At 49.6% G+C, this 24,631-nt stretch carries 25 protein-coding genes; 12 read left to right on the forward strand and 13 right to left on the reverse strand.

Features of this window, described 5'->3' with window-relative positions; all coding sequences use genetic code 11:
- Positions 1 to 45: 45 nt before the first annotated feature.
- A complete protein-coding gene (locus ACO08I_RS25525; protein WP_282783927.1) occupies positions 46 to 1,476 on the forward strand; it encodes a hypothetical protein in 1,431 nt (476 codons plus the stop codon).
- Here the strand turns inward: ACO08I_RS25525 and ACO08I_RS25530 are convergent.
- From ACO08I_RS25530 to ccoS, 9 genes are all read right to left on the reverse strand, one after another.
- A complete protein-coding gene (locus tag ACO08I_RS25530; RefSeq protein WP_044223058.1) occupies positions 1,468 to 1,755 on the reverse strand; it encodes a hypothetical protein in 288 nt (95 codons plus the stop codon). The two genes, ACO08I_RS25525 and ACO08I_RS25530, sit on opposite strands and share 9 nt — an antisense overlap.
- A gap of 366 nt (positions 1,756 to 2,121) precedes the next feature.
- A complete protein-coding gene (locus ACO08I_RS25535; protein WP_282783929.1) occupies positions 2,122 to 3,129 on the reverse strand; it encodes an NAD(P)/FAD-dependent oxidoreductase in 1,008 nt (335 codons plus the stop codon).
- Positions 3,130 to 3,240: 111 nt separating this feature from the next.
- On the reverse strand, positions 3,241 to 3,939 hold the full coding sequence (locus ACO08I_RS25540) for a sulfite exporter TauE/SafE family protein (protein WP_044223064.1): 699 nt from the start codon (positions 3,937 to 3,939) through the stop codon (positions 3,241 to 3,243).
- Position 3,940: 1 nt separating this feature from the next.
- The gene (locus tag ACO08I_RS25545; protein ID WP_044223067.1) at positions 3,941 to 4,381 is read right to left on the reverse strand and encodes a FixH family protein; all 441 of its coding nucleotides are present in this window, start codon (positions 4,379 to 4,381) and stop codon (positions 3,941 to 3,943) included.
- A gap of 123 nt (positions 4,382 to 4,504) precedes the next feature.
- Positions 4,505 to 6,061, reverse strand: coding sequence for a 4Fe-4S dicluster domain-containing protein (locus tag ACO08I_RS25550; protein ID WP_282783933.1), 1,557 nt, complete (start codon positions 6,059 to 6,061; stop codon positions 4,505 to 4,507).
- A 127-nt stretch (positions 6,062 to 6,188) separates the two neighbouring features.
- Entirely contained in the window at positions 6,189 to 7,160 is a 972-nt protein-coding gene (locus ACO08I_RS25555) for a cbb3-type cytochrome c oxidase N-terminal domain-containing protein (protein ID WP_282783935.1), read from the reverse strand.
- A complete protein-coding gene (locus ACO08I_RS25560; protein ID WP_282783937.1) occupies positions 7,150 to 7,350 on the reverse strand; it encodes a hypothetical protein in 201 nt (66 codons plus the stop codon). Before ACO08I_RS25560 ends, ACO08I_RS25555 begins: the two co-directional genes overlap by 11 nt.
- Before the next feature lie 63 nt (positions 7,351 to 7,413).
- A complete protein-coding gene (gene ccoN, locus ACO08I_RS25565; protein ID WP_282783939.1) occupies positions 7,414 to 9,549 on the reverse strand; it encodes a cytochrome-c oxidase, cbb3-type subunit I in 2,136 nt (711 codons plus the stop codon).
- 6 nt (positions 9,550 to 9,555) lie between these two features.
- Positions 9,556 to 9,735 (reverse strand): cbb3-type cytochrome oxidase assembly protein CcoS, encoded by a 180-nt coding sequence (gene ccoS / locus ACO08I_RS25570; RefSeq protein WP_282783941.1) that lies wholly within the window; start codon positions 9,733 to 9,735, stop codon positions 9,556 to 9,558.
- 150 nt (positions 9,736 to 9,885) lie between these two features.
- Between ccoS and ACO08I_RS25575 the strand changes: the two genes are divergently transcribed.
- Complete coding sequence (locus ACO08I_RS25575) at positions 9,886 to 10,806, forward strand: metallophosphoesterase (RefSeq protein ID WP_421947516.1); 921 nt, start codon at positions 9,886 to 9,888, stop codon at positions 10,804 to 10,806.
- 64 nt (positions 10,807 to 10,870) lie between these two features.
- On the opposite strand, the gene ACO08I_RS25580 is transcribed toward ACO08I_RS25575, so the two are convergent.
- Genes ACO08I_RS25580 through ACO08I_RS25590 form a run of 3 tightly spaced genes read right to left on the reverse strand, consistent with a single transcriptional unit; the run spans position 10,871 to position 14,796 of the window.
- Entirely contained in the window at positions 10,871 to 11,506 is a 636-nt protein-coding gene (locus ACO08I_RS25580; RefSeq protein WP_421947517.1) for a hypothetical protein, read from the reverse strand.
- A 51-nt stretch (positions 11,507 to 11,557) separates the two neighbouring features.
- Positions 11,558 to 13,714: a hypothetical protein gene (locus ACO08I_RS25585; RefSeq protein WP_421947518.1), complete on the reverse strand. Its 2,157-nt coding sequence runs from the start codon at positions 13,712 to 13,714 to the stop codon at positions 11,558 to 11,560.
- Positions 13,715 to 13,725: 11 nt separating this feature from the next.
- Positions 13,726 to 14,796 carry a hypothetical protein gene (locus ACO08I_RS25590; protein WP_421947519.1) on the reverse strand — a complete coding sequence of 357 codons (1,071 nt, stop codon included), beginning with the start codon at positions 14,794 to 14,796 and terminating at the stop codon, positions 13,726 to 13,728.
- A gap of 708 nt (positions 14,797 to 15,504) precedes the next feature.
- Here ACO08I_RS25590 and ACO08I_RS25595 point away from each other — a divergent pair.
- The 7 genes from ACO08I_RS25595 to ACO08I_RS25625 all read left to right on the forward strand — a co-directional run bounded on the left by ACO08I_RS25595 (position 15,505) and on the right by ACO08I_RS25625 (position 21,495).
- Positions 15,505 to 16,008, forward strand: a complete 504-nt coding sequence (locus ACO08I_RS25595) for a hypothetical protein (protein ID WP_421947520.1) — start codon at positions 15,505 to 15,507, stop codon at positions 16,006 to 16,008.
- A gap of 66 nt (positions 16,009 to 16,074) precedes the next feature.
- A complete protein-coding gene (locus tag ACO08I_RS25600) occupies positions 16,075 to 16,539 on the forward strand; it encodes a DUF2147 domain-containing protein (RefSeq protein ID WP_202965258.1) in 465 nt (154 codons plus the stop codon).
- Positions 16,540 to 16,626: 87 nt separating this feature from the next.
- The gene (locus ACO08I_RS25605) at positions 16,627 to 17,727 is read left to right on the forward strand and encodes a DUF6268 family outer membrane beta-barrel protein (RefSeq protein WP_421947521.1); all 1,101 of its coding nucleotides are present in this window, start codon (positions 16,627 to 16,629) and stop codon (positions 17,725 to 17,727) included.
- 273 nt (positions 17,728 to 18,000) lie between these two features.
- Positions 18,001 to 18,567: a UbiX family flavin prenyltransferase gene (locus ACO08I_RS25610; protein ID WP_421947522.1), complete on the forward strand. Its 567-nt coding sequence runs from the start codon at positions 18,001 to 18,003 to the stop codon at positions 18,565 to 18,567.
- 94 nt (positions 18,568 to 18,661) lie between these two features.
- On the forward strand, positions 18,662 to 20,791 hold the full coding sequence (locus ACO08I_RS25615) for a gliding motility-associated C-terminal domain-containing protein (protein WP_421947523.1): 2,130 nt from the start codon (positions 18,662 to 18,664) through the stop codon (positions 20,789 to 20,791).
- A 59-nt stretch (positions 20,792 to 20,850) separates the two neighbouring features.
- Complete coding sequence (locus ACO08I_RS25620) at positions 20,851 to 21,090, forward strand: hypothetical protein (RefSeq protein WP_421947524.1); 240 nt, start codon at positions 20,851 to 20,853, stop codon at positions 21,088 to 21,090.
- Between the two features lie 6 nt (positions 21,091 to 21,096).
- On the forward strand, positions 21,097 to 21,495 hold the full coding sequence (locus ACO08I_RS25625; protein ID WP_421947525.1) for a putative toxin-antitoxin system toxin component, PIN family: 399 nt from the start codon (positions 21,097 to 21,099) through the stop codon (positions 21,493 to 21,495).
- Between the two features lie 10 nt (positions 21,496 to 21,505).
- Here the strand turns inward: ACO08I_RS25625 and ACO08I_RS25630 are convergent, their stop codons facing one another.
- On the reverse strand, positions 21,506 to 21,703 hold the full coding sequence (locus ACO08I_RS25630; RefSeq protein WP_293565206.1) for a YwbE family protein: 198 nt from the start codon (positions 21,701 to 21,703) through the stop codon (positions 21,506 to 21,508).
- Between the two features lie 153 nt (positions 21,704 to 21,856).
- Between ACO08I_RS25630 and ACO08I_RS25635 the strand changes: the two genes are divergently transcribed.
- The 3 genes from ACO08I_RS25635 to rsmH all read left to right on the forward strand — a co-directional run bounded on the left by ACO08I_RS25635 (position 21,857) and on the right by rsmH (position 24,627).
- Positions 21,857 to 22,690, forward strand: a complete 834-nt coding sequence (locus ACO08I_RS25635; RefSeq protein WP_282774510.1) for a CvfB family protein — start codon at positions 21,857 to 21,859, stop codon at positions 22,688 to 22,690.
- A 567-nt stretch (positions 22,691 to 23,257) separates the two neighbouring features.
- Complete coding sequence (gene mraZ / locus ACO08I_RS25640) at positions 23,258 to 23,731, forward strand: division/cell wall cluster transcriptional repressor MraZ (protein ID WP_282774508.1); 474 nt, start codon at positions 23,258 to 23,260, stop codon at positions 23,729 to 23,731.
- Positions 23,728 to 24,627, forward strand: a complete 900-nt coding sequence (rsmH, locus tag ACO08I_RS25645; protein ID WP_421947526.1) for a 16S rRNA (cytosine(1402)-N(4))-methyltransferase RsmH — start codon at positions 23,728 to 23,730, stop codon at positions 24,625 to 24,627. Before mraZ ends, rsmH begins: the two co-directional genes overlap by 4 nt.
- The last annotated feature ends 4 nt before the right edge of the window (positions 24,628 to 24,631 follow it).

The following is a 24,631-nucleotide window of genomic DNA, read 5'->3' on the forward strand; positions in this document are numbered from 1 at the left end:
TGATCGGAAAACCTTACCTTGGTTGTAGGAATAAGCGAATAGGACATGAGAAAGAAGCTACAGAAGTTTACAGAGTTTGCAGACAGCCTTTTGCCACATGAAACGGCCTACCTGCTCGAAACACAGCAGTTTGAGGACGAGATCAAGCTGGGCATACTGGAACGCCTGAACTACAACTGCACCAATATCCGGCAATTCACGCCCTATGACAAGTCCATTGACAAGCGCAAGTACTCTAATTTGAAAAACTGGGTCAATGAGCGCCTGGAGGCTATAGATGTGGACATGCGCTTTGACTGGATGAGCCAAATGGAGCGGCAAATCATGACTGACGCCATTGAGCCCGTAGAGGAAAAGCAGCTTATCAAAGCGATCCGGGACTACGAGCAGCTGGATTTTTACTTCACGAAGTTCTACGAGCTGGTACAGCTGTACCGGCAGTATCTCCTGATCCGGATGCGCTATGCGCACCATAGGGTGGCAGATGATTTTCTGCGCAAGTACCGGGAGCGCTATGACACCTGCAAAGAAGTCTTTGAGCGGATGCATGAAGCGACCACGGATATCGTGGGGCAGTATTCTGAAAATTCTGCACAGTCGATGCAGTGGGAGGGCTGGCTTACGGAAGTCTTCTATGATGAGCACCTTGACGGGCTGAACCGCTACCTGGCTCTCGTGCGCCTTACTTTCATTTACTTCAACTACCGGCAGTTTGACAAGCTGAAGGAGAAGTATGACTATATCGACAGCTTATTTCGCAAGGGGCAGTATTATTCCCGGCGCCTTCTGCTCAATTACTATGGCAACCGGGTGCTGCTGCATACGAAGTTTCAGGACTATGATAAGGCAGAATACTACGGTTATCTGTCAGTGCGGGATAAGAACAGTGATTACATTCATTATGTCAATAACCTGAGCGCGGTACTGCTACGGCAGAAGAAGTACCCGGAGGCACTGCAGCTCATGCGCACTGCCTACCCGGAGATGAAGCATACACCAAGCTTCCACAACCGGATCGGCTTTGTAGCTTTCTATCTGAAATGCCTCAACCATAACCAACAATACCGCAATGCAGAGAACTACGCAGAGTCTTTTCTGCAAGCTTACAAAAAGGAAGTTTTCGAGCATCGCTGGCATATTTTCTTCTCTTCTTATCTGGAGGCTATGCTTCGGCAGGAACGCTACCCCAAGGTGCTGAAGGTCGTACGCAAATACCATCTGCTCGATAAAGAACGGCAGTATCAGCGCAATGCGAACTACCTGCCCACTATACTTTGGTATAATGCAGTAGCCCAATACAAGGAAATGCTAATGGAGAAGGACGAGCTCGCCGAGCTGATACAGACTTCCATCAACAGTCTTGACCGGATAGAAGACAAGCAATATCAGCTCAGCGATTTGCTGGAGCAAATACGACCATTTGTGCCCGGTATTGTAAACCGGATACAGGGAAAAATGCCAATCAGCCTAGGGTAGGGTGGGCTGTTGGTGATGCGATGTTGTTCTCTCTACAGTAGTGTGCCGTACTTTCTTTAAGGTGAGTGTCCGTTCGTAATGCTTGATGAGCCGGTCTTGGTATTCGGCCATCTTGTTGAGTACGCGCAGTTCTTCGTTGAGATGTTGTTCCCGGACTTCTGCTTGCCTGGAGTATTCCAGCTTTTTGCGGTTCCGGTTAATGTCGAGAATTTTTTGAATGGTATGGTTGAGTGAAATGCGTGCTTTCAGTAGTCGGCGTTGGATCGACCTCTTTGTCATACCTGTAAATAATTTGGTTAGTAGATGCGGCAGGCTTCTTTAAGGCTGCCGTTGGGTGTCTTGATAGGTTGTCAGCTATTTTAGTGCTGGTTAGGCGGAGGGCTCTGCGTAAAGCAAAGCTAGCTGGTTACCAAAAAAAGACCGCTGGGTTAATAGGCGTCATGGCGAACAAATTTTGGATTGTGAATCAATTTCAAAACAATATTTGAAATCGCTAGTTCCAAATATACAAAATAGAAACAACATATCCTAACTTTCGGTTCTTGAGCTCAGCGTCCTAAAGTTCGGGCCAGAGTAAAAAAAGTAGCGCCCCCTTGACTCCGGGCGGAGGCAATGGGGGCGCAAAAGTGAATTGACACAAGATTCTTAAAACCCGTTAACGCCGTTAACGGTAGTGTATTTAAAACTTACTTTTTGTTCCGGGTGCACGATTTTGAAGGCAGACTGGCACATCAGCGTAGCTTCGTGGAAGCCGCACAGGATGAGCTTTAGTTTTCCCGGATAGGTATTGATGTCGCCAATGGCAAATACGCCGGGGATGTTAGTGCTGTAATCAAAGGTATCGACTTTGATACCATCCTTTGGGTCAATATCGAGGCCCCAGTCCTGCAAAGGGCCCATTTTGGGGGTAAGCCCAAAGAGAGGCACAAAGAAATCAGTCTCTTTGGTGTAATCGCCTTCCGTTTTGTGGTGAATGACCACTTCTTTCAGCTTACCGTTGCCCTCCAGCCCAATGACCTGTGCTTCTGTGACCAGGTTGATTTTGCCCTCTGCGGCTAGCATTTCAACTTTCTCTACGCTGTCGGGCGCGCCCCGGAACCCTTTTCGGCGGTGCACCAGCGTCAGTTCTTTAACCATATCAGAAAGGTGGATTGCCCAGTCGAGCGCACTATCTCCACCACCGGAGATCACTACCCGCTTATCGCGGAAGTGCTCGGGTTCTTTCACCATGTATTCCACGCCTTTGTGCTCGAACGCCTCAATGTTTTCGATTGGTGGCTTTCGGGGCTCAAAGCTGCCAAGGCCCGCGGCAATGGCTACTACGGGCGCATTGATTTGTGTGCCCTCACTTGTGGTGATGGTGAAGCTGCCATCTTCCTGTTTGTCCAGTTTTTCTGCCCGCTCTCCCAGCGTAAAGCCTGGCTTAAACGGTTCGATCTGTTCCATAAGGTTGTCTACCAGCTCCTTGGCACCTACGGTAGGGTAGCCGGGAATGTCATAGATGGGTTTTTTGGGGTAGATTTCGGCCAGCTGCCCACCGGGTTGTGGAAGGGCGTCTACAATATGGCAGCGCAGCTTCAGCAGTCCGGCTTCAAACACAGTAAACAGGCCTACAGGTCCTGCTCCAATAATGATGATATCTGTCTTGACCATGATTTTCTGTTATGCTTTTTAGGGTCTGGGTAACTTTAAAAGAACACAAGGGGGGCTGTAGCAAAGAGACCTGCCAACCCTTTTTGTTGTCAAGGTACAGGCCTGCGTCTGCTAATGGCACATCGGCGCATTCTGCATGTCTTCCCAAAACCGAAACTCAATCGGGACATCAAAATTCAGTCCACGCATGATGAAGAGGATGGCAAAGCCGACCAGAAACGCCGGGAGTAATTTGCGCAAGCGTACCCGCCATTCCAGTTTGATAAACTGCCCGGCAAGCGCGGTTGCCATCATTAATGGTATGGTGCCCAGCCCAAAGGCTGCCATGTATAGCGCACTGTTCCAAATAGCTCCCGTACTTACTGCGCCTACGACGGCCACATACACCAGGCCGCAGGGCAGCAGGCCATTCAGGCTGCCGATGAGGAATAAGCGTTCTCTGCCACCGCCGCGCAATAGCCTGCCCAGCTGGGTTTTGACCCAGCCATTGAGGTGTTGCATCAAGGGAATTTGCAGGATCCGGCTTTCCACATCAATGGAAAACAGCGCAACAAAAAGCAGGAATACGCCCAGCCCAATGGAAATATAGGACTGCGCTCCCGCCAGAAAGAAGCCTTTACCCACCAGACCAATAACTGAGCCCAGGAGTGTATAGGTCAGGACCCGGCCAATATTGTATAGAAGGACATTGCCAGCCGTTGCCCAACGCCGTTTGCCCTGATAGGGCAGGGATAGGGCAATCGGGCCACACATGCCAACACAGTGCAGGCTGCCGAGCAGGCCTATAGTAAATGCCGTCCAGATCGCCATATTACAACCGGATATCTTGTTCCTTATAGTAAGCCTTGCCATCGCCGGTCCAGTCGACTTTGATCTTCCAAAGGCCCCGGCGCAGTTCCTCTGTAGGAATGCGCTGTATGCCATCACCCATCGGCTCTACCGGCAGGCGGAAGTCACTGGACTGATCGGAGGGGCAGAAGAAGTAAATCTCCCCACCCAAAGCAGAGACCTGTCGCGGAAAGTGCAGCTCAAGGGTTGCCTTATCGGCTAATGGCTGAATTTTTAAGTCCTCTTCAAGTTGCTGGGCATTGACCAGTTTGTTATAATGCTCCTGATAACGGAGATCATCAGCGTAATACTGATCGGAAACCAGGCTATGGTCATACTGTGTAGACCGGTAGACCTGATAGACCAGGGAGAGGACGAACACGCTGAAAAAGATGGCGATGCCAGTTCCCCAATTGAATTTCATGATTTTCAAATGTTTTGCCCGTTCAGCATTCTGACCGGGTTCTTGTGTCAAAAAATATTTTATGGTTTTGGAAAAAGGGGGAGCCAGTAGGCCCCTCCCTCTGCATTAACCAAAACTCAAATTTTATTTAACCGGGCCCAGGAAGTTGGTCTTGACCTTATCCACGAGCTCTCCGTTGGAGTACACTTCGAGGATGACTTTGGTCTTCCTGGATTCCAGTGCTGCTTTGTCCAAATCAATGAACAGGGCACCTTCGGCCACTTTGCCGGCAGCGGCTACCGGTGGCTTGCCGACGAGCCTTATCCGGCCGGGGATGTCACCGATGAGCTTGAACTCCACAGGCACTTCCTCTGCGGTCTTGTTGATGACCTGATAATTGTAGAGGTTACTGATATACGTCTCGTCCACTTTCTGGTAAAGTGTGCCAGGGGTACGCAGCAGCAGGGTCTCTACATCTGTGCGGGACATCAGCAGTACGATGTTGACGACCACAAGCAGGGCCAGTACAGCTGTATAAGCAATGACCCGTGTGGTGAAGAGCTTCTTCCTGCCGGATTCAATACCGTTGTAGCTGTCATAGCGGATGAGCCCGCGGGGCCGGTCTATTTTGTCCATGACTTCGTCACAGGCATCAATACAGGCGGTACAGTTCACGCATTCGAGCTGCGTTCCATCGCGGATGTCGATGCCGGTGGGGCATACCTTCACGCAAAGCCCGCAGTCAATACAGTCGCCGAGGGCCTTCTTCATAGTTTCTGCCGGGTTGGCACCGGGCTGCGTAGAATAGTCTTTCCCGATTGGTGCGGTCGCCACTTCTGCGGTAGCAATATCCGTTTGCATTTGCGCAATGGGGTTGTATGCGCCAGCATTACCGGAGGCAGGAGCCGGGTTGTTCTTTTTCCCCCTTTTCAGCTTGCCTCTGGGCTCACCACGTACAAAGTCGTAGGCTACTACGATAGAGTTCTGATCCAACATAACGCCCTGAAGGCGGCCGTAGGGGCAAATTGTTACGCATACCTGTTCGCGCAGGTAGGAGAAAACAAAGTAAAAAGCACCGGAGAACAGGATCATTGCAATAAAGCCTGAGAGGTTCTGTGACACCGGTTCGGTAGCAATCTGAATCACTTCATCGACGCCAATAATGTAAGCCAGGAAGGTATTGGCCACAAGCACAGAAATGGCAAAAAATATGGCCTGCTTACTAACTTTTTTAATGATTTTCTGAGTCGTCCAGGGTGCGTTGTCGAGTCTTTTCTGAGCATTGGCATCGCCTTCTATGGCGTATTCGATCTTCCGGAAAACCATTTCCATGAAGATGGTCTGTGGGCAAACCCATCCGCAGAAGAGCCTTCCCCAGACAACGGTGAAGAGCACAATGAAGACAATAAGCGTCAACATGGCCAGTACAAACAGGTGGAAGTCCTGCGGCATAAACTGAATGCCGAAAAGGATGAACTTCCGCTCCAGAATATTGAAAAGCAATAAAGGGTCTCCATTCACTTTAATAAATGGCATCCCAAACAGGAAAGCGAGCAATACCCAGCTTAGGTAAGTGCGCGCATTGGTGAAGCGGCCCTTAGGCTTTTTTGGATAAATCCAGACGCGCTTGCCCGAATCATCCACCGTCGCGATTTTGTCGCGATAGTCTTCAGTGTCTATGATCGGATCGGTTGCATTCATAACGTAGTATGATTAAAGTGTGTTAAGCGCTGGGTGGTGTTTATTGGGTTACGTGAGGGTGACTCCGGCTTTGGAGGAATTGTAGTTGGGAAAGGAGCCCCGCCTTAGCAGAGCTCCTTTTAATAATCTATTTGTTCATGCCCAGGGCATCTTCTTGCTCAGCAGCAGTGCTGGTGGAATCTGCAGCGGGTTGTTCCACCGCATCCGCCTGAGGCTCGTACAGGTCGCCCTGTGGCTCCTTGGCATTGGGTGGGTTGGTACCAACAAGAGTCAGTATGTAGCTGGATACCTTGTGCATATCCGCTGCGCTCAGCTGGGACTTCCAGGAAATCATGCCTTTTTCAGGGACACCGTACTTGACGGTCTTGAAGATGTCCTTGATGTCGCCACCGTGGATCCAGTAATTGTCAGTCATATTCGGCCCGACACCGCCTTCGCCCAGCATACCGTGGCAGGCTGCACAGTTGGCATTGAAAATATTCTGGCCTGTCTCAAGCCCTGCCGCATCGGTCAGCATTGTTACATTGGTTTCATCAACCAGATTAGCCTGAGTGGCACGGAAAGCCTGAACCGCCTTCTCGGCACGCTCCATTTCCATCTCATACTCTTCAGCTGAGCCGGCGCCGGCATCAGTGAAGTGGTAGTAAGTCATATAGACCACCGCAAAGGCGATAGTAATGTAGAACATAGCGACCCACCAGGGTGGCAGGCTGTTGTCCAGCTCCTTGATACCATCGTAATCGTGGTCGAGCATAACGTCCTGCTCTTTCTCCACGGGCACGGCATCGGTCCACCGCTTGTACATGCGGTCCCAGAAAGGCTCTTTGGCTTTCTGCACTTCTTTTTCGTAAGCTTCCAGCCCCATCTCCTGGAATATGCGGATCTGATTGACCTTCACCATCACATTGAGGAGGTGGAAAAGCGCAACGATCGCTGCCACAATCACTGTGCCGGCCAGAGCCGCCAGAGACCAGAACAGGAAGTTGTCGTAGAAGTAAGGGTTCGCGCCTCCATCTGCGGCTTCCTGTGCCTGTGCTGCGACAGTAAGCAGGAGCAGCGGCAACATCAGGGGCAGCGCCTTAAGTGTTTTATTTTTCATGTCGATCATTTTCAGCGTTAAAAGATGGGGTGGAGTCATCAAGTGGCATATTCGCCATCTTATCAATAAATGCAGGTTGGCTGCGGAAAGCCATTACCGCACTGACTAAGAATACTGCCATGAAGGTCAACAGGGACGCGATCGCCATCCAGTTGATGTTGCCCGCACCTTCGAGAATGTATTTAAACATGGTGATTTTTATTTGAAGGGGGCAGGCCTGCCGTTGAGCAGGCCCGCCACCAGTTCTTTAATTTTAGTTGCCGGCTTGTGGCGCAGGCTTGATGTCTGTACCAAGGCGCTGCAGGTAAGCGATCAGGGCAATGATCTCTTTTTGCTCCAGATTGTCGCCTTCAATGCCGTCCTTACGCAGGCGGGCAGCCACCTCGGCAGCTTGCTTCTCAGCATCTGCAATGGCTTCTTCTTCATACCCTTCTTCGTAAGGTGTGCCAAGTGTGCGCAGCACGGCAATTTTTGCAGGCAGCAGGCTGTTGTCCAGGTCGTCCTCGATCAGCCATGGATAAACCGGCATGATGGAGCCTGGTGACATACTTGTTGGATCAAGCATATGGTTGTAGTGCCAGCTGTCTGGGTATTTGTTGCCCAGGCGGTGCAAATCCGGACCGGTACGCTTGGAGCCCCAGAGGAATGGACGGTCGTAAATGAACTCGCCAGACTTGGAGTATTCGCCGTAGCGTTCGGTCTCTGAGCGGAATGGGCGCACCATTTGAGTGTGGCAGCTGATACAGCCTTCACGGATGTAAAGGTCACGGCCTTGCAGTTCCAGCGCAGTATAAGGCTTCACGGATTCAATCTTAGGTACCTGATCGCCAATCATGACCATCGGGAAAATTTCCACCATACCGCCGATCAGAATCGCAATCGTAGAGCCGATCAGCAATTGTACCGGGCGGCGCTCGATCCAGCGGTGCCAGTGTTCGCCCTTGTGGGCACCGGCAGTAGCAACCCGTGCAGGCGCCTCAGCCGCTTCGTAAGCCTGGAAAGTACCCGACTTGATCGTCTTCACCAGGTTGTAAAGCATCACAAAGTAACCGCCTACATATAATGCACCACCTACGGCGCGCAGGGCGTACATAGGGATAATCTGCGTAACAGTTTCCAGGAAGTTGCCGTACTGCAGGAAGCCATCAGGAGTAAACTGCTTCCACATCAGAGACTGTGTCCAACCTGCCCAGTACAATGGGATAGAGTAGAACATGATACCCAGCGTGCCGATCCAGAAGTGCGCATTGGCCAGTTTCTGAGAATACAGCTGCGTTTGGAATATTCTTGGGATCAGCCAGTAGAGTACACCGAAGGTCAGGAAGCCGTTCCAGCCCAGTGTGCCAATGTGTACGTGGCCTACGGTCCAGTCGGTAAAGTGGCTGATTGCATTCACAGATTTGATGGAAAGCATCGGGCCTTCAAAAGTCGCCATACCGTAAGCGGTAACAGCAACCACCATGAACTTCAGGATGGGGTCCTGACGAACGCGGTCCCATGCCCCCCGCAGGGTCAGCAGGCCGTTGAGCATACCACCCCAGGATGGCGCGATCAGCATAATGGAGAATACCGTACCCAGCGACTGTGCCCAGTCAGGCAAAGACGTGTACAGCAAGTGGTGAGGGCCTGCCCAGATGTAGATGAAGATCAGTGCCCAGAAGTGGATGATCGACAGCTGATAAGAGTAAACCGGGCGGTTCGCTGCCTTAGGCAGGAAGTAGTACATGAGGCCCAGGTAAGGCGTGGTCAGGAAGAAAGCCACCGCATTGTGGCCATACCACCACTGAATCAGGGCGTCCTGTACACCAGCGAATACCGGGTAGCTTTTCCACATGCTCACCGGGATTTCCAGGTTGTTGCCGATGTGAAGTACCGTTACGGTTACCCAGGTAGCGATGTAAAACCAGATGGCTACGTACAGGTGGTTTTCCCGGCGTTTTAGAATGGTCCCGAACATGTTCACACCAAAGGCGACCCATACTGCTGCAATAGCAAGGTCAATCGGCCACTCCAGCTCGGCGTACTCGTGAGAGCTCGTCAGGCCGAGAGGTAGGGTAATCGCCGCAGCGAGGATAATCGCCTGCCAGCCCCAGAAGTGAAACTCGTTCAGGAATTTGCTGTACATATTCGTTTTCAGCAGTCGCTGCAACGAATAGTACACACCCATGAAAATACCATTACCAACGAAAGCGAAGATCGCCGCGTTGGTATGCAAGGGGCGGATACGCCCAAAGGTGGTCTCTGCAGTAGCGAAGTTCAGTGCCGGGAAGACGAGCTGCAGGGCTGCCAAAAGCCCTACCAGGATGCCTACCGCACCAAACACCATCGTCGCGTAAGCAAACTTACGCACAATGGCATTATCGTACTGGAATTGTTCTACTTGCGCCATTTTAGGTTACGATTTTGTTGTTGTAGTATTTTTGTTGTTGTCCGGTTGGTCGTCGTCAAAGAGTATCCGCATGGCGGGGCTGACGTCGTCATCAAACTGGCCATCCCTGACTGCCCAAAAGAAGGCCGAAAGGAAGCCTAAAGCCACAATAAGGCTTAGTATGATCAGGAGGATAATGATTTTCATATCTTGTGTCTAATTCAATTTGAGTGCAAGATAGAGGCAGTGGCAGGGGGCTAAGATGATCTTAGTCAAAGCTTAGGGGTGATTTTTGTCATCCCTCGGTCAGGCAAGTGTCAAAAGAAGGTTTTTTGTATAAGTAAACATATTGTTAGGTTGAACGAAATTACTGTGGTCGATACGGTTTTTTTTCGCATAGCTGTTTTCTATAGCTTAATGGCCGGGGTGTTGCTCATGGGTTGTAAGACGGAAAAAGAGCCCCGCCGCTTTCTGTTTCTGGGGCACCCCTATGAGTGGGGTACAGAAGATCAGGTGGACCCCCGCCTGGAGGCTTTCGACTACGAGCCTTATGAGGCTGTTTGGCTGGGTGGTGACGTTTGCGCCCGTACGGCCAAGGACCCCGCGACGATGGACTACCTTGACTCCGTATTCAACCTGGAGCGCACCCACTGGGCACTGGGCAATCACGACTGGGACTATGGCGAACGGGAAAACGTACTAAGCCGCTTGCCTTCCCCACCGTATTATACGGTATGGGAGGATGGCTTCTGCCTGACGGTACTCAACACCAATTTGTTCTGGCCTTACCCTTCCACCCCGCCACAGGAAAACTGTGCGGATAAAATGGCGCAGTGGCAAATGGTACAAAACGTGGCGGATACAATCAGCGAATCCACGCACTGGGTGATTCTGCACCACCACGCGCTGTTCAGTGATCTGATGGTGGAGCCACAGGGTGGCGATACGCTACGGGCCTTCAATGTGAACCCTACGCCGTTTTTTACGACTTGCGACAGCCTTTCGGAGCTCACCGCCACCTGGTACCCTGAACTGGTCCGGGTGAAGCAGCGCGGTGTGGAGGTCATGTGCATTGGCGGGGATTTTGGTATGCGTGCCAAGCAATTCGAGTTTCAAACCCCGGAAGGCATCTGGCTGCTGGGCTCGGGCATCAACAACAGCGTTTCCCGGGAGTATGCCCCGGCCTATGTGACGGACTTTGGCCCGGACCACATCTTGGAGTTGTGGTATCAGGAAGGGCGGTTGGAGTGGGCCTTTATGCCGTTGGGTGGAGATTGAGGCTATGTTCGGAGCACATCGGCAACAGCAGATCTGTCCCAAGCATAGCCTCGAAGCTTGAACGTCAAGGCTCCAGGAAAAAAGTAGTGGCTACCGTACAGAGCGTATCCCCCGCTTTCAGTACATTTTGTTCTATACCCGCAGTCGTCAGGTCTTCACTGTCGAAAGTCCGGCAAAATTCACCACCTGCGGTGAAGTAGGAGGGAGTCCCATTCAAGCCTTCCTCCTCCACAAAGTGGAAAGTCACCTCACAAATTTCAATCCGGTCAGCACCGCTGTTATAGTCAAAAACCATGACAAATCCATCCCGGGTAAAAGTGATTTCCTGGCCGGCAACTTCATACTCCAAGCTATCGGCAAGCATGGTGGCTCCGGTTGTCGGGTCATCCATAAAAGTGAGTTGTGCCTCTGTCTCGTTTTGCAACACAATTTCCTGAATGAAAAAATTGTCTCCTACAAAAAGCAGCCAGTCTGTTGCCCGCATGGTATCTACGTAGTTTACAAAATAGTCAGATGGAGTGATAGGGGTGTAGCCCTGTTCGGTGACCAAAACATACTCCCGGTCAGCCGATTCATAACCAGAGAGGCTGTAAGTCTTGGGGAATTCCGGGAGTTGGGGCGGATCGTCTTCTGTGCAGCTGGATAGTAGCGCTATTCCGAGAAGGAGAAGAACATAAATTGGGACTGGAACGAATTTCATGCTGAATGATTTTTATGAAAATAAGGAGTTAAATAGCTTGATTTTTATGGATTAAAGCTTTTTTAGGCGGGTTGCTTTGAAATGCTCTGTAAAGCGTTTTTTCCCGCCATTTTCACCGGGCAGGTAAGGTTGATTCTGAGGATAAAAAAGGACACCGTCTTTCTTGTAATCTTCTAAAGAGCCAGAAGTATAGGTCTGCTTTGTGCAGTATGATTTGAAGAACTTGCTTTCTTGCTCTGGGTGATATATTTCGATGTTGACAGTATCCTTTCGCCTGCGTTTGGAGACGAAGTATTCCTCAGTGGGAAATAGAGGACCCGCTAGTTCGGTATCGAATTTTGTATGGAATGCAGGTTTTTTCCGGTTGAGATCATAAATTAATAACCCTTCCGGCCAATAAAGATCTGGCCCTAATGCGCCACCATAGTGTACAGCCATCCAATGATCGTTTCCGGTAATCACTGGTGCGCCGCTACTGGAGCCTTTACTCGTTCTAAATGTAGCAATGACTTCGCCATTTTTGTTGAATACCCTGTGTTCAGCAAGTATCAAAAAGGCGTCGTAGCTTCGGCAATCAGCTGTAAAACATTCCATCAGGTAAAGTGTGTGAGAAGTAGCAACGGTGTTGCGGTTTTTGCGTTTAGGGTCGCCTGGGTGTTCAGCAGAAATCTCTTCCCCTGAAAAACCTAATAGTATTCCCTTGTCAATACGAGACAAAACGGTGGTGTCTTCGACGAAATTTTTTACGAACGCAATGCCTGATTTGTCAAGTCTCTGTACAGGATTGGTAACTAAGCCGGTTTTGCTGTGTTCTGGCTTCTCCTTTGTATTGAGAACTTCCAGAAAAGGGCTCATCTCAACTAAATTAACCTCTTTATCTACAACACCGGTGCGTTCGTCAACAAACTCAAGCTTCGTCACCCCCATTCTATTAGGTTCCTGAATATAGGGGCCGGTGCGAAAAAAGTCACGGGGCGAAGTGCTATTGCCAAGATCTGTACGGCTGAAAGATTCCCGCGTAAAGGGAAGCCGCTTTAAAAGGCTGTCAGCAGGATTTGTGCTCAGGGGCAGGTATTGGGCCTTGTCTACTTTAGTTTTGTATACACTATGGTTGTTGAAGTCAATCAGAAAAATAACTTTATGAGTTTCACTGTCGGGTGAGTGGGTGCCGATGGACACCAATTTACTAGCGGGGATGTCCAAATGGTTTAATTTGTCCATGCCAATGCGACTGAACATAACCTGCGCTTCTTTATTTGACTTCTGGTATACGGGTTTATCTTCTTTGAGATCATAAATCTCTATGCCTCCGTTATTATAATCTTGTGGATTACTGCTATCTGGCCCACCGTATACATAGGCAAGAAATCGACCATCGTCAGAAACCCATGTGGCTACAATATCATGGTTAGTCGTGTAGGTGGAGATTTGATTGCCCAGATTGTCATAGATGGCTAGTGTTTCTTCCCATCCAAGAGGACCTCCCGCTCTTGACATTTCGATGAGCTGGTGTTCGACGACGGTATAGCCATTCGGCAGTGCATTCACATTATTGACTGTCAGGTAGCATTTTTCATTATGGTTTAACCTTTCATAAAATGCTTGTTGCCCATCCGGATAGATAGCTGCCCAGTCATCCCAATTGAAATCCTCCTCCGCTGGATACCCAAATCCTAAAATAGGATAGCGGTCGTTATTGTAAGGAGAAGAATCAATCAAATTGACCCTTTTTATAAGTGTTTTGGAGGCCGGATTGTAAAATTCCAGCCGGAAGCAGTTGTAAGGGCGTTTCAGCTCGCCTTGAAAAGGTAAATATCGATAATGCAGGACCCCGGGATAGTTTTCGATCACCATGTACCCCTGCTCCGCATTTTCAGTAGAGTAGTGAGTTGGCTCAGGATCGTATCTTTTTAATATTACTGATCCATATTCATGATAGGGGCGGCTTTGTTTTAATTGCGCTGACCATGGCAAGTATCTGAAGGGGATACTATCGAGATCTTTTTGAGGTTTGTTATCACTCGTTATTGAGTCAGAAGTAACTATTGAAGGCTCTTTATTGTCTTTAAAAAGTTTATTATCCGGCTTCAGGTCACTGTTACCTCCGGTGAAAATTTGTGAAGGCTTTTCAAAGGTGTTTTGAAAGGATAGCCCCAGGCCTATGCCAAACAGGAGGAGGGCTGCTATTAAAAAATGTTTTGATCTCATGGGGTTGGCTTTTATTTGTGGGGTCTAAGATTGGCAGAATGAAAGTCTCTCTCAAAGTCAGCTCTCTTTTTCTCGGCATTGTCTGCATTGCTATGTCTTCGTGCAGGATAAAAAACCCCGGATTCATCATAATTTTCAAAAATTACTGCCCCAGGGGCCCCTGCTGTTTCATCAAATAGCCTTGTATACTTTTTCCCTTCATTAAGTTTGTAGATGGAGTACATATTATTGAAAGAGCTACCATAGTCGTTAACGCTGACGATGTAATCATGAATGGGGAAATAACCAACCCACCAGCCTTTGTTGGGTGTAATAGTATCCTGATAGACTGCTTGCTTTGTTTCAAGATTGAAAAAAATTAATCCTGTAGGTAATGAATAATCCGCATATTCTTCACCGTACCGCACAGCCATCCACTTTCCATCTTGAGTAACTATTGGAGGGGCACCACCTAAGTCACTTCGCAACTCGGCAGTGATATTGCCTTCTCGATCAAGGACTTTATATTCTGCAATCTCCGCAAAAATCACATTATGTTTATCCATCAGGTACAGTTGAAAACCAACGGCTATGTAATCTGTAATAGTGCTTATATCGTATAGTAAAGGCTCCCACCTTATGAGCTGAACCCTATCCACAGGAATTTCGCTTTCCCAACCTGCATTTTGCAGATACGCGCTCAATGCTATCCTTGAGGAATCACTGATCTGATAAAACTCAGGCGGCCTCAGTTTTTCACTCGGAACAGTGCCATTCATAATTACGCCAAAAGGGTCCAAAGACTTTATAGATACAGTCGAGACTACTTTTTCTGTGGATTCCTCTAAAAAAAGAAGGGTTCTGTATTGCCATCCTCCTCTGCTGGCATCATAATTGACGGTTGGGTTAACCACTCGAATGTGCTTGAAAGGAGCCTCCTGAACTAGGTTCAATTGACTTTCATAGTTCGTGTTGCAGCCATCACCTCTTTTATCAAAGTGCTTCCCAACTGTATTTGATTCGATTAAAGAGCTGGCTAGAAGCATAAAGCATAAGACTATCGTAATTCTAGGAAATGCTGCTTTCAAAAACACTTGTCTCATAATCTAATGCTTTATGGTCAACACTAAAACAACTGCCACAGGGCTCCTGAAAGGTCTCCCGAGCGGCTTTATCCAAATAGATTCACAACTGCCTGCCGGACCGCTTCCGCAATGAAGCAAAGAATGCCAGTGAAGGCATTGCTGATCTGGCATTGTACAGTTAATGATAACGATTGCAATACGTCATGAATTTCTTTTCCTTTAGAAAATCCGTCACGCTAATGCAGAGAGAGCCATGATTAGCATGTGTATGCACCCGACAAGCAACTCCGTTTTCGTTCTCGCAATAAACCTGACTATTGGAAGCTTTCCTGAGTGAGGAAGGCTATAGCGCTTTTGACTGAAAAAATTTGTGCAGGAAATTATCTTTAAATAGAGTTTATTAACGCAAATTTTGTATGTCTCTGAATGGTCTTTTTCACCAGCTCTGCATCTCGTCCTCACCTTCGTAGCTTAGGCTACGAGGTTCCGGGCGTTCTTTGATCTGGCAAAAAATACTCATCCATACCCTATACAAAACCTACCTTAATAAACTCTAATAAAATTACAGACAATGCTTGATTTTTCCAAGTCTAATGTCCTGCGCTTTCAATAAAATTACCGGGGATATGCACCTCCCGGTTGTGAAATAATTAGGAAAAGTAATACTTTTATCCGTGGTATTATTGCTAAACATTACTCGGGTATACGAGTGAACTAAAATAGAATATGAAACTTTCTATCTTCTTCCGAACAGCGTACTTATTAGGCGTCGTTGGCATGGTGCTCCTTTCTTCCTGTGGGCAGGAAACGGCCTCCACGTATCCGGTGAATGACCAGTCCTTTGTCATGGAAGGGCCGCTTTTTCAAGGGCCTAATACCGCACAGGCCTCTTTTACGCCTGCCATGAATGCGGAGGGGGAGCTAACGAGTGCAACGCTTGCTTCCGCCGTATTGAAAGCGCCGGAGGGGCAAAACTTTGATGCCTTTTCGGATGTCGTGTTGCAATTGGTAACCAGTTCCAGCGACATGATTCAGGTGGGAGTGTTGAACCCCGTGCCCAAGGGCCAGTCAAGCCTTACCCTGCAGGTCTCCAATGAAGCGGACTTATCAGAATTGCTGTCCTCCGGGGAATGTGTGTGGGTCATTGATGCCAATATTCCCGTTGACATGATGGACACCACAATAACCTTTTCAGGAGATTTTATGTTTGATGTAACCCATACCAAATAAAGGAGTTTCCCGTTGGTATGATGACGCATTTTTTCACCCAATTACCACTTTTAACCAATTAAAATCATGATGAAATCGATATTTCTTACCTTCTCTCTCGCTATACTTACTGTGGGGGTTGCTTTCGGGCAAGACAAAAAAGCAGACCAAAAGGAAGCGGACCGACTCATTGGCGTTTGGGCGCCCAGTAATGGCCGCGCACTGGTGAAAGTTCAGAACATTGCAGGCAAATACTACGGCCGCATCGTTAAGCTCAAAGAGCCCAATGATCCGGAAACAGGAAAGCCCAAACTGGATAAGAATAATCCGGACGAGTCTTTGCGGGATACGCCACTCCTGGGTTATCGGATGCTCAAAGACTTCGTTTACGCTGGCGACGATGAATGGACCGAAGGAACGATTTACGACCCGCTAAGCGGTAGCCTCTACAGCTGTACCATTAAAATGAAAAAAGATGGTAGCTTGGATATCCGGGGGTACATTGGCGTCAAGGCGCTGGGCCGTACAGATGTATGGACCCGGGTCAAATAACCCGTCACAATATGCAGGGAGCCCTCCGTTTCCTGCATATTTTTTGCACTTGATTGAAATTCCAACGCTATAAAAAGCACTACCGCAATGTCTTATCGTATCTTGTTGTTGCTATTCGCGTGGATGTCATGCGGATGGCTCTTTGCTCAGACGCCTGACAGCACGGCGCAGGAAAATGACCTGGATTTCGGTGAATTTGATGATTTTGACTTCGGAGATGTAGAAGTGAAAACCTATTGCTCCTCCAAAATTATCGGGATTAGCCCTCAGCAGCTGATTTCCCTGGGTTATGACTTTCAAGGGTCCTATGATGCCAGTTTTTCTGCAATTGGTAGCTTTGAAGATGGAGCAGATGTGCCTCAGGAGACCTATCAGATCAATTCCACGCAGGGCGTGCGGCTGGTCGCCAATATTCCGGTCTATTCGCGCAATAGCCTGGTGGTCCAACTAGGAGCCAACATATGGGATATGCGGTACCAATTTGATGAGCCTGATGACCAAATCAGCAATGAAGTGGCCCGCTCCATCAATCAGAACGGCCTGCGCACTGCCGGGCTAAATACCACCGTTTTCAAGCCACTTGACGAAACCCGCTTCCTCCTTTTTCAGGGAAGTGCTGATCTGAGCGGAGACTACACCTTCGATAATATGCAGTCCCTGGACTACCTGCGTTACTCCGCCGCGGCTCTGTTCGGATGGCGGAAAAGCGACTATTTCCAGTGGGCGGTAGGCTTGTCCCGTACCTATCGGGTGGGAGAGATGAACTATATCCCGGTAGTCCTGCTCAATTGGACCGCAAAAGACAGCCCCTGGGGGGTAGAATGCCTGCTGCCAGCCCGGGCACACGTGCGCTACAGCTTAAGCCCGCGCAATATGCTGTTTGCTGGCTTTGAGTTAGAAGGCCAGAGCTACAGCATCAACGGGGTTTCTGAAACGCTGAACAATCAAAGCCTGGAAATCCGCCGGGGCGAAATGCGCTGGCGGGCGATGTGGCAACGGCAGCTTACTGGCTTTGTATGGCTGCAAGCCCAGGCAGGATACCGCATTAACTGGAGCTATAACGCAGATACTTTACCGGGAGGAGATGAATTTTTCCGGGGCTTTTTCGGTAATCAGGAGTATGCTATGCTCAACTCCCTCACCAATCCCTTTTATGCCAATATCAGTATCAACCTGGTAAGCCCGTAGTTTTAGGATGGAGCGGGCAGCGAGCCCCGTAGCATAGCGGCTCCTGCTGTCAAGCAAGGGCAGGCCCCCAAAAAACGGCAAGCTGGTTTGCACTTGTAAGGGTTGGGCTGCCCTCTGTTTGGTTTGGTGGGCCATAACGTAGCCGAAAATACTCGCTCCAGCATCAGGAAAGATAGCGGAAGCGCCCCCGCTATGTCAAAAAACAGCCAGCCGCTACAATACTCGCAACAATCCGTAGGCTTTGATCCTTTACTCCTCAACTAACCTACAATTATGAAGCACAAAATTGCAATCGGCATCGGTGGCTCAAGCGGGAGTATTTACGCCAAAGTACTGCTGGACCGCCTGGTTCAGGTGCAGGATCAGCTGGAAGCAGTAGGCATTGTGATGAGCGATAACGCCAAGTTCAACTGGGAATACGAGCTGGGGGACAAAAGCTACGAAAGCTACCCCTTCACCTTTTACGATAAGCGGGATTTTATGGCGCCTTTTGCGTCCGGTTCTGCCCGCTACGGTACGGTGATCATTTGCCCCTGCTCTATGGGCCTGCTGGGGCGCATCGCCACTGGGGTGTCGACCGACCTCACCACACGTGCTGCCGATGTTGCGCTGAAAGAACGCCGCCGCCTCATCCTGGTACCCCGGGATACGCCCTACAGCCTCATACACCTTAATAATATGAAAGCAGTGACGGAAGCCGGCGGCATTATCTGCCCGGCGAGCCCATCCTTCTACAGCCGTCCCCAAAATTTTGAGGAAATGGCTGCGACTGTTACAGATCGCGTACTAGACCTTGCCGGGCTTGATTTGCAGAGTTATCGCTGGGGCGAAACGGAATAAGATGTCCGTTAATAGCAAAGTGGCAGAGTAGGAATAGCGGCTCTAGGCAGGAAAAAGGATTTTACTTAACTTGCTGAGAAATCACCCCTGACTCATGAGAAGATTACTTTTTGGGGCCACCTTGCTTCTGGCACTGCTCTCTGCTGTTAACGGTTTTGCGCAAGACGACTGTGGCTGTCAGGAAGAAGAAGTCATTACGGTATGTTACCTGTCCAAACAAGACTACTGTGGTGCCTTTGGTGCCAACTGTGAATACACCTTTGATGGGGATTTCTTTGAAGGTGGGCTGGTGGCCAAGCTGCAAAACCCGGCTTTATTCGGTGAGAATGGCATTTCCTGTGACCTGGAGCTGAAACGTGCCACCCCGGCAGACCTTAGCAGTGTACAGGCGATCAACGATTGCGGCTGTGATATGATCTTCGTGGGGCAGTTTCTCACCCTGGATGTTTTTGGGCAGCCTGATCTTACAGAGTCCGCTGTACCCACACAGACGCTCAATAATATCAGGGACTGGTCTCTGGCCTGTGAAAGCAACCTGGTGATCGTCACTCAGGCCGAAGCCCGCCCATGGGGCTATATCACGGCCAATCAGAACATCAACCCCAATACCCCCGAGGAGGAAACCTCCGTCTCTTCCATCTTCGACGGGCCCTTTGGGAGCCTTAGTTTTTTCAATCAGGGGGGCTCTTATCAGGGCGTTTTTACCGGTTTGCCGACGACGGGTTTCGAAATCCTCGCCAATGATGTGACCGGCGCACCTACGGTCGCTCTGGACGAAGCCACGAACGACATCATCCTGGGTGACGTGGGCATTCTGTGCTCCAATGGGGCGGGAGAGATATCCCTGGGCAACAGCATTGTCAACAACAACGACATTCTGGCGGCCAATATCTTTGCATTGGGCTGTCGGATTGCCGAAGGAATTTCCACTTTAGATCAGGCGTTTACGGTTTGTGAAGGGGAACCGGTCGCGCTTCCGGATGGTGGGGTTGCGAACGCGCCGGGCGAATACCTGGATACCCTGACCGCTGCGAATGGCTGTGACTCCATCGTGCTTACGCAAATCACCTGGCTTCCTCAGGATACCATTAACCTGGGCAGGACTACTTGTTTCGAGTCTGGCTACAGTATTGAGGTGGATGGGGAAGTCTTTGATGTGGACCGCCCGTCTGGCAGCGTACTGCTGCAAAATGCTTCAGGCTGTGACTCCCTGGTCAATGTGAACATCAACTTCGTCGAGTTCCTCAGTACAAACATTCAACAGGAAGTCTGCGAGGACAGCGGCTACAGCATAACGGTCAACGGAACCACCTACAACGAAGCCAATCCCGATGGGCAGGAGGCCATGATCACTGCTGATGGCTGTGATTCTATTGTCACTATTGATCTCAATTTTGTCCCATTCCTTACCGACACCCTGTCCCTGGAAGCCTGTCAGAATAGTGGCTTCAATATTACGGTCGGGAATACCAATTACAATGAGCTCAATCCATCGGGAGAAGAGGTACTGCAAAGCGTTGACGGTTGTGATTCCATCGTCACGGTCAACCTATCTTTTAGGCCTGTTAGTACTACTTACATCGAATCGCCCGTATGTGAGGGTGAGACGTTTATGGTGGGCGGTATGTCATTTCCGGCAGGGACCTCCACACAGGTCGTGCTTACCAATCAGTACGGCTGCGATTCCATTATATTTGTGGAGCTGCCCGAGCTGCCCGCACCGGTAGTAGGTATTGATACGGTGGTGACTATTCAGCAAGGCAGCAGCTATGCCTTCGAAGTAGCAGGCGATCCGTCCTACAGCTACACCTGGAGCCCCGCTGAAGCCTTAAGCTGCAGCAATTGTATGTCTGCTGTGCTGGAAGTGGGGAGTTACCCCGCAGTTGTAGAGCTGAATGTGACAGACTCACTTGGGTGCGCCTCCATTTACACGATACAGCCGGAATACATTTGCACGCCTTATTTGCCCAATGCCTTCTCTCCCAATGCCGATGGGCGCAACGATACCTTCTTCCCGTTTGTGGTTTGCCCCAACGCCACATACACCCTGCAAATATTCGACCGCTGGGGCAATCTGGTTTTTGAGTCTTCCGATAGCAACCTGGAGTGGGACGGGCAGATCAACGGCAAGGCCGCACCGATTGGCGTGTACGTCTACGTGGTACAACTGGAAACCGCCTTCACCCGGGAGACTTTTTCCGGAGAGCTGAACCTGGTGCGCTGAGGGAACGATATGGAGCGAATAAGAGTTTAACTCAAAAATCACTTAAATTAGGATAGAATATGAAAGCATTAAACCCTGAAGGTGCCCCGCTGACAAACCTCCAACTAGAATTAGTAAAACTTTTTGCCCAGGAAGTCCCGGAAGAAGGTTTAAGAAATATCAAACAACTAATCGCCAATTATTTCGCAGAAAAAGCGATGGATATGGCAGATCAAGTGTGGGAAGCAAAAGGCTGGACAGATGAAGATGCTGAAAGAATGATTAATACTAAAATGCGGGCGCCTCATCGATCTGAATAAGGAAAGATGCGCGTAGTTGTCGATACGAATATCATACTTGTAGCCGTTTCAAGGCGATCACCCTATAATTGGGTTTTCCAAAAACTTAAAACTAGGGAGTTCAAACTCTGTGTGTCTACTGAAATTTTGGCCGAATATGCAGAAGTCATAGAACGGCATATGGGAGCGGAAGTTTCCCAAGTGGTCTTACAGGCAATAACGGAGCTTCCTAATGTTGAAAAAGTAGAGGTTTTTTACAGATGGCAGTTAGTTAGAGATCCTGATGATAATAAATTCACAGATTGTGCAATAGCTAAGTGCCTCGTTACCAATGATTCGGACTTCAGAGCGCTCAAGGAAATTGACTTTCCAAAGGTCACAATATTATCTTTAGAAGAATTTAAGGAGCATTTGGAAAATCACTGAACACCCAATCTCACTCCTCCAAAATTTCCTTCACCCGGCCCACCTCGCCCGTTTCTAGTTTAACCTTAATACCATGCGGGTGCTGTGGTGATTTAGTAAGAATACGCGCCACATAGCCTTCTGTCAGTTCGCCGGTTCGTTGATCCTGCTTTTGCACGATGCGCACCAGCTGCCCGGGCTTGATATTTGATCGCTTTCTGCCGTCCATTCTTTTTTCGTCAAAGATAGCCTAACTCCTTTCTCTGACAATTTATGCGGGAAATGCTTTCGTGAAAAGGAATACGACCAGATGGAGTAGCTTTTCGCGAAAGCATTTCCGTCAAGGCGCGGAAATTGTCAGAGAACCACCTAACTTTGTATCATGATAGAAATTGGCACCTTCCAAAATCTCAAAGCCGTGCGTGCCACGCCCCACGGTATGGTCCTTCACAATGAAGAAGGCGATGATGTCCTGCTGCCCAATAAGTATGTGCCGGAAGGCCTGCAGGAGGGTGGGGAAGTGGAGGTTTTCGTGTATACGGATTCTGAAGACTGGCCCATCGCTACCACGCAGCGCCCCTTTGTACAGCGTGATCAGTATGCCAATCTGCTTGTTAAGGAAATCTCTGCCCTCGGGGCCTGGATGGACATGGGGCTGGACAAAGACCTGCTTGTGCCCTTTTCCGAGCAGGACCTTAGGATGGAGGCGGGCAAGTACTATCCGGTCTACGTGTATGTAGACGAAGAGACCGACCGCCTCGTCGGCTCCAATCGCTTCCGCCGCTTCCTGTCCCAGGACAACCTTACGGTGGAAGAAGGTCAGGAGGTAGACCTCTTTATCCTCGGCTTTTCCGATTTGGGCGCCAAAGCCGCTGTCAATGGCTCGCACGAGGGGCTGATTTTCAAGAGCGATATCTTCCGCACTTTGCAGCTGGGAGAACGCCTGAAAGGCTTCGTCAAAACCGTCCGCCCGGATGGTAAACTGGACCTGACCCTGCAGCCTGAAGGTTATGCGAAGGTGGAGCCTAATGCGGAAAAAATCCTGGCTAAGCTCCGCAGCACCGCCAATGGCTTTCTGGCTTTACATGACAAGAGCGACCCTGAGCTGATCCGTGAGCAGTTGCAAATGAGTAAAAAAACCTTTAAAAAAGCAATCGGAGGCCTTTACAAGCAGCAGTTGATTGAGCTGGTGGATGGGGGGATTCGGTTGAAGTAGGGGGGAGTCTTTTAGTGGGCAGTCTGTAGTCTTGCAGTGGGGGAGTCTTTTAGTGGGCAGTCTGTAGTGGGCAGTCTTGCAGTGGGGCAGTCAATAGTGGGCAGTGGGGTAGTCTTTTAGTGGGCAGTCTTTTAGTCGGCAGTCAATAGTCGGCAGTGTGGCAGTTAGGTGAGTCTTTTGGTGTTCGCTTCGCGAGTGGGGCGAGGGTTGTGAGCATTTTCTGTTAGGGAGGGGCTGGTTGGGCGCTGTCTTTTCTTTGCCAAAATAGTCGTTGCGCTTTTTTCGGTTATTTTTTTCCTGGTACGGTTGTTTTCTTTCCAAATTACCTTTTTGGTGTTGTAAAGTGGGAATTTGAGTTCAGATGTCCCACGCTTTCCCACATTGATTCAATATAGTTTTTCGGTCTTTGTCATCAAAAAGCATGGAGAAGTGCCATTTTTTTGATGATGCCGGTCTGTAAGCACATTGTTTTTTTGGATGTGAGGAACTTTTTAGGCAGAAAAGGTGGTAAAAAGTGGTAAAAAGTGTCAGAAAGTAATACATTTGAAGAAATGACTAGGTGAAGAAGTGAATTTCGAACAGCTATTAGGCGAATACGAGTGCAAGATAGACGCCAAAGGGCGCATGCGGATGCCGAGCGGGCTGATTGCTCAACTCGGCGAAGGCGAAGCACTTTCTTTCGTCATCAACCGGGGCTTTGAACAATGCCTCATGCTGTACCCGGAACCGGTCTGGGAGCGGATCACCAACGAGATCAATCAGTTGAATCTCTACAATAAAAAGAACCGCAACTTCGTCCGTTACTTCTACCGCGGCGCACAGAAAGTCTCTATGGACAGTGCGGACCGCATCCTGGTCTCCAAGCGCCTGCTGGAATACGCGGGCATTGACAAAGAAGTGGTCCTGTCGGCTTACAACGACAGAATTGAAATATGGGCAGCCGAACAGTACGAGGCGCTGCTGGATGAAGAACCGGAGGATTTCTCCGATCTCGCAGAAGACGTACTGGGCAGAGCTAACGGCAAATCACCTGAGCTATGAGTTACCACCTCCCTGTGATGGCGCAACCTTGCATCGACGGGCTGGTGACCAACCCTGATGGCGTCTATGTTGATGCTACCTTCGGTGGAGGCGGCCACTCCCGGCTTATCCTGGATCACCTCGGTGAACAGGGCAAGCTGATAGGCTTCGATCAGGATGAAGATGCGTTGGCGAATGTGCCGGAAGATGAGCGGTTCATTTTCGTGCAGCACAACTTCCGCTTTCTGAAGCGCTTCCTGAAGTTGCACCGCATTCGTGAGGTGGACGGCATCATGGCGGACCTGGGGGTTTCTTCCCATCAGCTGGATGTGCCGGAGCGTGGCTTTTCCTTCCGTTTTGACGCACCGCTGGATATGCGGATGAATCAACAGCAGGAAGAGACCGCTGCGACTTTATTGCAGCGCCTGACGGCCGAGGAGCTTCAGGATATTCTGAGCCGTTTCGGGGAAGTGCGCAACGCCAAAACGCTGGCAGAGCAACTGGTGGCGGAACAACGGGTCAAACCAATTCAAACGATTGGTGAATTCCTGGCGGTCGTCGATCCACTTGTGCGCGGCAACCGGGCGCGGTATCTGGCACAGGTATTTCAGGCACTGCGCATTGCTGTGAATGATGAAATGGGCGCACTGGAGGATTTCCTGAATCAGTGCCTCGAAGTGCTGAAACCCGGCGGCCGCTTAGTGGTGCTTTCTTACCACTCTCTGGAAGACCGCATGGTCAAGCATTTCCTGAAGACCGGGAATGTGGAGGGTGTACAGGAAAAGGACTTTTATGGCAATATTGACCGGCCATTCAAAGTGCTGACCAAAAAAGCCGAGCTGCCCACAGAAGAAGAAATTGAGCGCAATTCCCGCGCCCGCAGCGCTAAGCTGAGGGTAGGGGAGCGCAAAGGATAAATGA

Origin of the sequence: Phaeodactylibacter xiamenensis (genome assembly GCF_965229835.1) — a bacterium.
GTDB lineage: Bacteria > Bacteroidota > Bacteroidia > Chitinophagales > Saprospiraceae > Phaeodactylibacter > Phaeodactylibacter xiamenensis.

Excerpts from the sequence above, each read along its gene's own strand:
- ACO08I_RS25625 (WP_421947525.1), top strand. The coding sequence starts at position 21,097 with ATGCGCGTAGTTGTCGATACGAATATCATACTTGTAGCCGTTTCAAGG.
- ACO08I_RS25615 (WP_421947523.1), top strand. The coding sequence starts at position 18,662 with ATGAGAAGATTACTTTTTGGGGCCACCTTGCTTCTGGCACTGCTCTCT.
- ACO08I_RS25550 (WP_282783933.1), bottom strand. The coding sequence starts at position 6,061 with ATGAATGCAACCGATCCGATCATAGACACTGAAGACTATCGCGACAAA.
- ACO08I_RS25580 (WP_421947517.1), bottom strand. The coding sequence starts at position 11,506 with ATGAAATTCGTTCCAGTCCCAATTTATGTTCTTCTCCTTCTCGGAATA.
- ccoN (WP_282783939.1), bottom strand. The coding sequence starts at position 9,549 with ATGGCGCAAGTAGAACAATTCCAGTACGATAATGCCATTGTGCGTAAG.
- ACO08I_RS25530 (WP_044223058.1), bottom strand. The coding sequence starts at position 1,755 with ATGACAAAGAGGTCGATCCAACGCCGACTACTGAAAGCACGCATTTCA.
- ACO08I_RS25610 (WP_421947522.1), top strand. The coding sequence starts at position 18,001 with ATGAAGCACAAAATTGCAATCGGCATCGGTGGCTCAAGCGGGAGTATT.
- ACO08I_RS25545 (WP_044223067.1), bottom strand. The coding sequence starts at position 4,381 with ATGAAATTCAATTGGGGAACTGGCATCGCCATCTTTTTCAGCGTGTTC.
- ACO08I_RS25585 (WP_421947518.1), bottom strand. The coding sequence starts at position 13,714 with ATGAGATCAAAACATTTTTTAATAGCAGCCCTCCTCCTGTTTGGCATA.
- ACO08I_RS25605 (WP_421947521.1), top strand. The coding sequence starts at position 16,627 with ATGTCTTATCGTATCTTGTTGTTGCTATTCGCGTGGATGTCATGCGGA.
- ccoS (WP_282783941.1), bottom strand. The coding sequence starts at position 9,735 with ATGAAAATCATTATCCTCCTGATCATACTAAGCCTTATTGTGGCTTTA.
- ACO08I_RS25535 (WP_282783929.1), bottom strand. The coding sequence starts at position 3,129 with ATGGTCAAGACAGATATCATCATTATTGGAGCAGGACCTGTAGGCCTG.
- ACO08I_RS25620 (WP_421947524.1), top strand. The coding sequence starts at position 20,851 with ATGAAAGCATTAAACCCTGAAGGTGCCCCGCTGACAAACCTCCAACTA.
- rsmH (WP_421947526.1), top strand. The coding sequence starts at position 23,728 with ATGAGTTACCACCTCCCTGTGATGGCGCAACCTTGCATCGACGGGCTG.
- ACO08I_RS25595 (WP_421947520.1), top strand. The coding sequence starts at position 15,505 with ATGAAACTTTCTATCTTCTTCCGAACAGCGTACTTATTAGGCGTCGTT.
- ACO08I_RS25540 (WP_044223064.1), bottom strand. The coding sequence starts at position 3,939 with ATGGCGATCTGGACGGCATTTACTATAGGCCTGCTCGGCAGCCTGCAC.
- ACO08I_RS25560 (WP_282783937.1), bottom strand. The coding sequence starts at position 7,350 with ATGTTTAAATACATTCTCGAAGGTGCGGGCAACATCAACTGGATGGCG.
- ACO08I_RS25630 (WP_293565206.1), bottom strand. The coding sequence starts at position 21,703 with ATGGACGGCAGAAAGCGATCAAATATCAAGCCCGGGCAGCTGGTGCGC.
- ACO08I_RS25590 (WP_421947519.1), bottom strand. The coding sequence starts at position 14,796 with ATGAGACAAGTGTTTTTGAAAGCAGCATTTCCTAGAATTACGATAGTC.
- ACO08I_RS25635 (WP_282774510.1), top strand. The coding sequence starts at position 21,857 with ATGATAGAAATTGGCACCTTCCAAAATCTCAAAGCCGTGCGTGCCACG.
- ACO08I_RS25525 (WP_282783927.1), top strand. The coding sequence starts at position 46 with ATGAGAAAGAAGCTACAGAAGTTTACAGAGTTTGCAGACAGCCTTTTG.
- ACO08I_RS25600 (WP_202965258.1), top strand. The coding sequence starts at position 16,075 with ATGATGAAATCGATATTTCTTACCTTCTCTCTCGCTATACTTACTGTG.
- ACO08I_RS25555 (WP_282783935.1), bottom strand. The coding sequence starts at position 7,160 with ATGAAAAATAAAACACTTAAGGCGCTGCCCCTGATGTTGCCGCTGCTC.